This is a genomic window from Armatimonas sp. (assembly GCF_964826245.1).
Window position 1 is genome coordinate 1 of the sequence record NZ_CBAYMC010000259.1, and the last position, 5,726, is coordinate 5,726.

The 5,726-nt window shown below is 59.0% G+C and carries 6 protein-coding genes and 1 pseudogene; 3 read left to right on the top strand and 4 right to left on the bottom strand.

The genetic code is table 11. The features are described 5' to 3' along the window. Positions 1 to 421: pseudogene (locus AC1XOS_RS18980) on the top strand (hypothetical protein); the annotation flags it as partial. 106 nt (positions 422 to 527) lie between these two features. On the opposite strand, the gene AC1XOS_RS18985 reads toward AC1XOS_RS18980, so the two are convergent. Further along, a complete protein-coding gene (locus AC1XOS_RS18985; protein WP_481963788.1) occupies positions 528 to 1,691 on the bottom strand; it encodes a hypothetical protein in 1,164 nt (387 codons plus the stop codon). A gap of 9 nt (positions 1,692 to 1,700) precedes the next feature. After that, on the bottom strand, positions 1,701 to 2,909 hold the full coding sequence (locus tag AC1XOS_RS18990; protein WP_481963789.1) for a bifunctional folylpolyglutamate synthase/dihydrofolate synthase: 1,209 nt from the start codon (positions 2,907 to 2,909) through the stop codon (positions 1,701 to 1,703). Positions 2,910 to 2,968: 59 nt separating this feature from the next. Here AC1XOS_RS18990 and AC1XOS_RS18995 point away from each other — a divergent pair, with 59 nt between their 5' ends. Together AC1XOS_RS18995 and AC1XOS_RS19000 are read left to right on the top strand one after the other, a co-directional pair. Next, positions 2,969 to 3,376, top strand: coding sequence for a competence type IV pilus major pilin ComGC (locus tag AC1XOS_RS18995; RefSeq protein WP_481963790.1), 408 nt, complete (start codon positions 2,969 to 2,971; stop codon positions 3,374 to 3,376). A gap of 45 nt (positions 3,377 to 3,421) precedes the next feature. Then, on the top strand, positions 3,422 to 3,796 hold the full coding sequence (locus AC1XOS_RS19000; protein ID WP_481963791.1) for a competence type IV pilus major pilin ComGC: 375 nt from the start codon (positions 3,422 to 3,424) through the stop codon (positions 3,794 to 3,796). On the opposite strand, the gene AC1XOS_RS19005 is transcribed toward AC1XOS_RS19000, so the two are convergent. Both AC1XOS_RS19005 and AC1XOS_RS19010 read right to left on the bottom strand, forming a co-directional pair. Continuing rightward, positions 3,793 to 4,572, bottom strand: coding sequence for an alpha/beta fold hydrolase (locus AC1XOS_RS19005; protein ID WP_481963792.1), 780 nt, complete (start codon positions 4,570 to 4,572; stop codon positions 3,793 to 3,795). The two genes, AC1XOS_RS19000 and AC1XOS_RS19005, sit on opposite strands and share 4 nt — an antisense overlap. Further along, positions 4,569 to 5,726 (bottom strand): M14 family metallopeptidase (locus AC1XOS_RS19010; protein ID WP_481963793.1); only part of this gene is annotated, 1,158 nt, incomplete at its 5' end. The genes AC1XOS_RS19005 and AC1XOS_RS19010, both read right to left, overlap by 4 nt.

Sequence of the window (5,726 nt, forward strand, 5' to 3'; positions counted from 1 at the left end):
CAATGTGCAGGCGGTTAACAACCTCAAGAAGGGCGGCGAGGCGTTTGTAGCCGCGACCAACCCCGATGTTCTGGAGAGCAATCGCGCAATCATCGAGTTCCTGACACGCTTCACGCTCGTGATCGGTGCGGGGCCGAGCGATGGCTACTTGCAACCCACGCGCTTTGGGGATGTGCGTCTGCCACGCCCCGAAGTGACGCCTGAGGAGCTGGCGGCGGAGAAGCTACGCATTGAGAGTGATCTGGCAAAGATCGAGCTTGATCTTGCGGTGCTTAATAAGCGCCTCGACGATCCCAGCTTCGCCGAGCGTGCTCCCGAGGCTGTGGTGACAAAAACGCGCACGCAGCATGCGGAGCTTCTCGATAAGCAAAGCAAGCTCACCGAGCGACTCGGGCAGCTCTCCGCGCCGTCCGCCCAATAAATTAGGCGTCGTCAGTGGCACTGTGTGCCGCAAAGCCCGTGCCGGGCTACAAATGTTCCCAGCCCGGCACGGGCTTCGCAGCCGCAGGCTATTGTAGCCACGGATTTCAATCCGTGAGCAGGTCGGCGAAGCGGCTGGTGTCCACGCTGGAGAAGCTCAGGAAACCCGCCTGGGCGTTCTCGTCTTTGTACTTTGCCAGGAGCACGGCGCTGTCGCGCTCCCAGGTGAAGCTTTTCTTACCCATGGCTTTCTGGATCATCTGGCTGAGGCGCACGCTATCTTGCTGGGCAAGACGCTCTAGTGCAAAGACGGGGACATCGGGTAGCTCGACATACTCCTGGACAATCTGACGGTGGTAGCCCTTCGCCGCCAGAGCGGGCTTTTCAAACGCCTCTAGGATCGTCCCGTACTCGGGGAACATGCACAAACCCTGCTCCGGGTGCGCGATCAGGCCTATACTGGTGAACTCTGCCTCTTCCAGGTCCGTGGGGGGCAGGGGAAGCTCGGGCGTCTCTCCCACGCGCTCCGCAATTGTCTTGCCGTCGGGGCCTTTGTGGACAAACGTGTGGTGGTGAAAGAAGCGCTGGAGGGTCTCGGGGAGCTCTTCGGGCGCGATGACGATGATCTCTCCGCTGAAACACTCGATAAACGAGGCACAGAACTCGCGGGCCTGCTCACGGCTTGCGGCAAGGCGCTCGGGCTTACGAAAAGCGCTGGCAGGATCGGCTTGCAGCAGCTCTTGTGCACTCTCCAGAGCATCGCTGGCTTCGTCGGGCGTGAACAGGCGCTGCTCGCCGCTGAGCATCCAGTAGGTCTCCAGCGGGACGATCCCACTGAAGAAAAAGTGCCGCACTTTGAACGGGGCCGCGCCGACAAGACCCTGGTTGGCGACCACAGAGTAGGTAATGTCGTCCACGAGGTTGTAGGCGCTAATAACTCCGTTCTCGACACTCTCGATATAGAAAATCCCCTCGCGCCGGTCGCTCCAGCTTGCCAGAAGCGCCTGCTCCTCGGGCGAGAGCGTCTTTTTCTGTGTCTTGAGGAACCTCTCGCGCGGCGTCAGTCCGTCGGGGAGCTGCCACTCAAAGAGAAACGACTCTAAGAGCGAGATCAGCGCATCGTCGGGGATGTCGTCGAGGCCCATCACGCCCTCGGTCATGTCGAAGATCATCTCCGCGAACTGCTCGCTCATTTTGGGGGTCTGCCCAAAGGCCACCAGCTTCTGCTTCAGCGTGCCTGCACACTCCAGCAGTGTCTCTAAATCTGTCATGGGCTTATTTTACCCAGAACGAAGCGCTTCTGGAGTATCGCCGACCACATAGAACGAGCCGGTGACGACCACGCGCAGGGGGCTTTTGAGGGCTTCGTGGATGGCTTCGGGGACGCGTGAGATACGCTGTACGCTCAGGCCCAGGGCGTTGGCGGCGGCAATCACCTCGGCGATGGGCGTGGGCTTAAACGACGGCTCTGTGGCGATCAGTGAGTCTATCAGGGGAACCAGCTCTGCGAGAAAGGGGCCGGGGGCGTGGCTCTGCTTCGAGCCCATCACAAACGTGAACTTCTCTCCTGGAAACTCCTCACGGAGCGCCGCCGCCAGTGTCTGGGCACCGTCCTCGTTGTGCGCCCCGTCCAAGATTAGCCGCCGACTCTGGCAGAGCTGGAAGCGACCGGGAAGCGTCGCCGTTTCCAGACCTTGCCGAATCGCCGCCTCGGGGATTCCTAAAGTCCGTGCAAGGCAGGTTGCGGTGCTGGCATTGGTGCGCTGGTGCGGGCCACGCAGGGCTAGATTTACGCTTGCCGGAAGCTCGTTGCCGGAGACGTGGCACAGCGGAACGCCTTCCAGCGCCGCCTTCGTCTGAATTGCTGCCAGCGCCTCGGGCTCTGTCACCGGAGTCACGCAGGTGCGTGTGCCGCGCTTGAGAATCCCCGCTTTCTGGCTCGCGATCTCCCCGAGCGTGTTTCCCAGCAGGCTCATGTGGTCAAAGCCAATACTGGTAATCGCGGCCACCAGCGGCGGCGGGATGATATTGGTGGAGTCGTAGGTGCCCCCGATTCCCACCTCGATCACCGCATAGTCCACGCCCACTTCTGCAAAGTGCTTAAAGGCCACCGCCGTCTTAAGCTCGAACTCCGTGATCGCGCCGTACTCGCCATGGCGCTCCATCGCCTCCACATGCGGGGCCAGCTCCGCCACATGCCGTGCCAGCTCGGCTTCCGAGATCGGCTGCCCATTGACCATCCAGCGCTCCCGGACATCAAAGACATAGGGCGAGAGATAGGCACCGACCGAGTAGCCCGCCGCTTGAAGAATCGCGGAGGTCATGGTGGTCACGGAGCCCTTGCCATTGGTTCCGGCTACATGAATAATTGCTAGTTTTTCCTGCGGAGAGCCCACGGCTGCGAGTAAGAACTTGAGGCGTGTCGGGTCTTTTTTAGGGGAAAATAGGATTCGATTTGAGAGAAAACGAACCGCCTGATCAAAAGTCACGTCCTATTCTACCCTGACTGCCTACTGAGGGTAATTTCTACTCTACCAATAATGACTATATGCTGGAACAGCCTGATACCAAAAAACGAGGTCGCGAACGAGGTCGCGAAGGATTTACCTTGATCGAGATCATGGTGACCCTCATGATTGTTACCACTCTCATCGGAATCGCCGTTCCTAACTTCTTGCGTGCTCGCGAAGTCTCACGGTCACGTGCTTGCATCAAGAACTTGCGAACCATTACCGTCGCTAAAGAGCAGTATGCGATGGACAATCACTTGGCTTCAGGAGCGACGATGCCCGCTCTTTCTGCCCTTTGCGGCAATGGCACGACCGACTACATTCGAGGGAGTGGGCCTGTCTGTCCTTCAAATGGAACATATACCGTTGGGAATACAGCCACCGACCCGACTTGCTCTGTCGGGATAAATGCGGCAAATCCGTTTGCACCCCATATCTTGCCCTAAATAGTTCTTTATAAAAAAAACTATAGTTCTACATAGGATATAGCCATGAAGATTGTTCGTACGAAACGCAAAGCCTTTACTCTTGTGGAAGTGATGATGGTTTCTACGATTGTCAGTGTGATTTTTGCAATCGCATCCCCTAGTATTCGCCGAAGCCGTGAGGTCGCTCAAGCCCGTTCGTGCATTCGTAACCTCCGGCAGATTGACTCTGCTAAGGAGCAGTACGCCATGGACAACCGTCTGGTACAAGGGGCCACGATGCCTGCGCTATCGGTATTTTGTGGCGTAGGGACAGCCACCTACATCAAGGGAGGAACCCCCACCTGTCCACGTGGTGGAACCTACACGGTCAATAGCCTTGGTACCGATCCCACTTGCTCGGTAGGCACGGCTGCGCTCATCGCCCATGCGCTGCCTTAGCTCAGGAACCCTGTAGCCAGTCGCTTGAACTCCGGTGAGAGCACCAAGCTAAGATGGTCTGTCCCCGGCACCGTCACAAACTCTGCGCTTGGAAGCGCTTCTCGCAGGCGCTCCGTCTCAGGCATGAACGTGTCGTTCTCCGCAAGAATCACCCGCGTCGGGACTGTCAAGGGCTGCCGCTCATCCACACGCCCTGGCCAGCCTGGCCCACGCATCATCGCCGCCAGTGCCAAGAGATCGTTGTTGGTCTTGGCGGCGAAGCTACGAAACTGCCTCCCTACCGGCGACTCAATGCTCTCCGGGTGATCGGTCTCCAGCGCCTGCGCAATAATGCTGGGGAGCATGGGGATATTTTTCGTGCGTAGGACTTTATCCCCAATCCCTGCCAGCACCAGCCGCCGCACGCGCCCCGGATGCAGCATGGCGTACTGCAGCGCCAGCCCACCACCCATCGAGAATCCCAGAATATCCGCTGGCACTGCCTTTTCCGCATCTTGGACGGCAGCAATATCGCGGCAGAGCTTGCTGGGCCAGTAGGCATCGTAGGTGTGGAACTTGCTGCTCTTTCCGTGTCCCCGAAAGTCCGGCCCGATCACTTTGCGCCCCGCTTCCACAAAGGCCTGTGTCCACCCAACTCCGTGCCAGTTGCGCCGAAACGAGCTAGAGAAGCCATGAAGCAGCATAACGGGCAAGCCATCGCCGTGCACTTCATAGCGAATCGTGACTCCCTCAGCCTCATCGGTCTGTAAATCGTGCGTCGAAAACTCCCAGCTCATTTTTTGGGAATCCTCCGAAGGGCGAGAGGCCCCTCATTGGGAACCAGATCCCAGGCAAACACTCCATCCAGGCTCTCGGGCTCCAGCAGGTGGAAGAGCAGGGCCTGAAGGGGCTGATCGGTGGCGACAATATAGCCGGTGAGGCTCTCGTCCTTTGCCTCGCTCCACTCTCCCTCTAGCTGAACCAGTCGATGTCCCTGGAACAGAGTCCGTGCCGCTGTCCTCTGGCGCACCGTAAATGTCTGTACTGGGCCACTGTAGGGAGCCTGCGCTCCCTTGATCCCATGACGCTCTAAAAGGCCGATGAGAGGACTGTTGCTCGGGAGGATATAGCTCTTTGGCACAGGACGCGAGGTTATTGCTTTAAACCGATCCCAGATGGGTAGGGTGACTTGATCCAGCTCCTTGGGGGCTTTCCGGTGATCCGTCTCGGCATCTGGGCCAAGCTTCTCCAGCGGAATACTCTCCGCGCCCCGGCTCGCCATCTCGAAGCGCACGCCTAGCTCACTCCGGCGGCGCGTGTCGGCGTCTTTGACGAGCTTTTGGATTTTTGCGCTGTCTTTGGCGGCTTCCTCTAAGATCGCGAGCACAAAATCATAGGTTACTTTGACGCGCGTCTCAAAGGGCAGAAAACTCGCCGCCTCGGAGAGAATCGAAAGCCGACCGCGCAGGCCTGCGTAGTTGGTGACGTAGCGTGGCTCCTCACCAAAGGTCGCCCAGACGCGCTCCGTGCCGCGACGCTCCGTGTTGCCGTAGTCAAAGAGCTTCCAGGCTTTCTCTTTTTCTAGGCGCTTTCGCACCGTGGGAAGGAGTGAGTCGCGGACGTAGCCGAGTACGCTGGGGTCAGAGTTAGGGTTAAGGGGAGGGGAGTAGGTCAGATGGTAGCCGTGGCGCGTGCCGTTGGTGGTGTGCAGATCCATCACAACCGCGGGGTCATGTTTTCTATAGACATGCTCCAGTACGCCGCGCATCTCCGGCGACTCGGCCTTCATGCAGTCGCGATTGAGATCCAGCCCCGCGCCATTGGCCCGGTCCCCGATCTGCTCCGGCCCGTCTTGCGAGCCCCGGTTGCGCTTGCCCTCGCCCCATTTCTCGTTGCCGTCGCAGTTGTAGATCGGGCAGACGAGGAGCGTCAGCGTTTCCAAAAGTTTGGA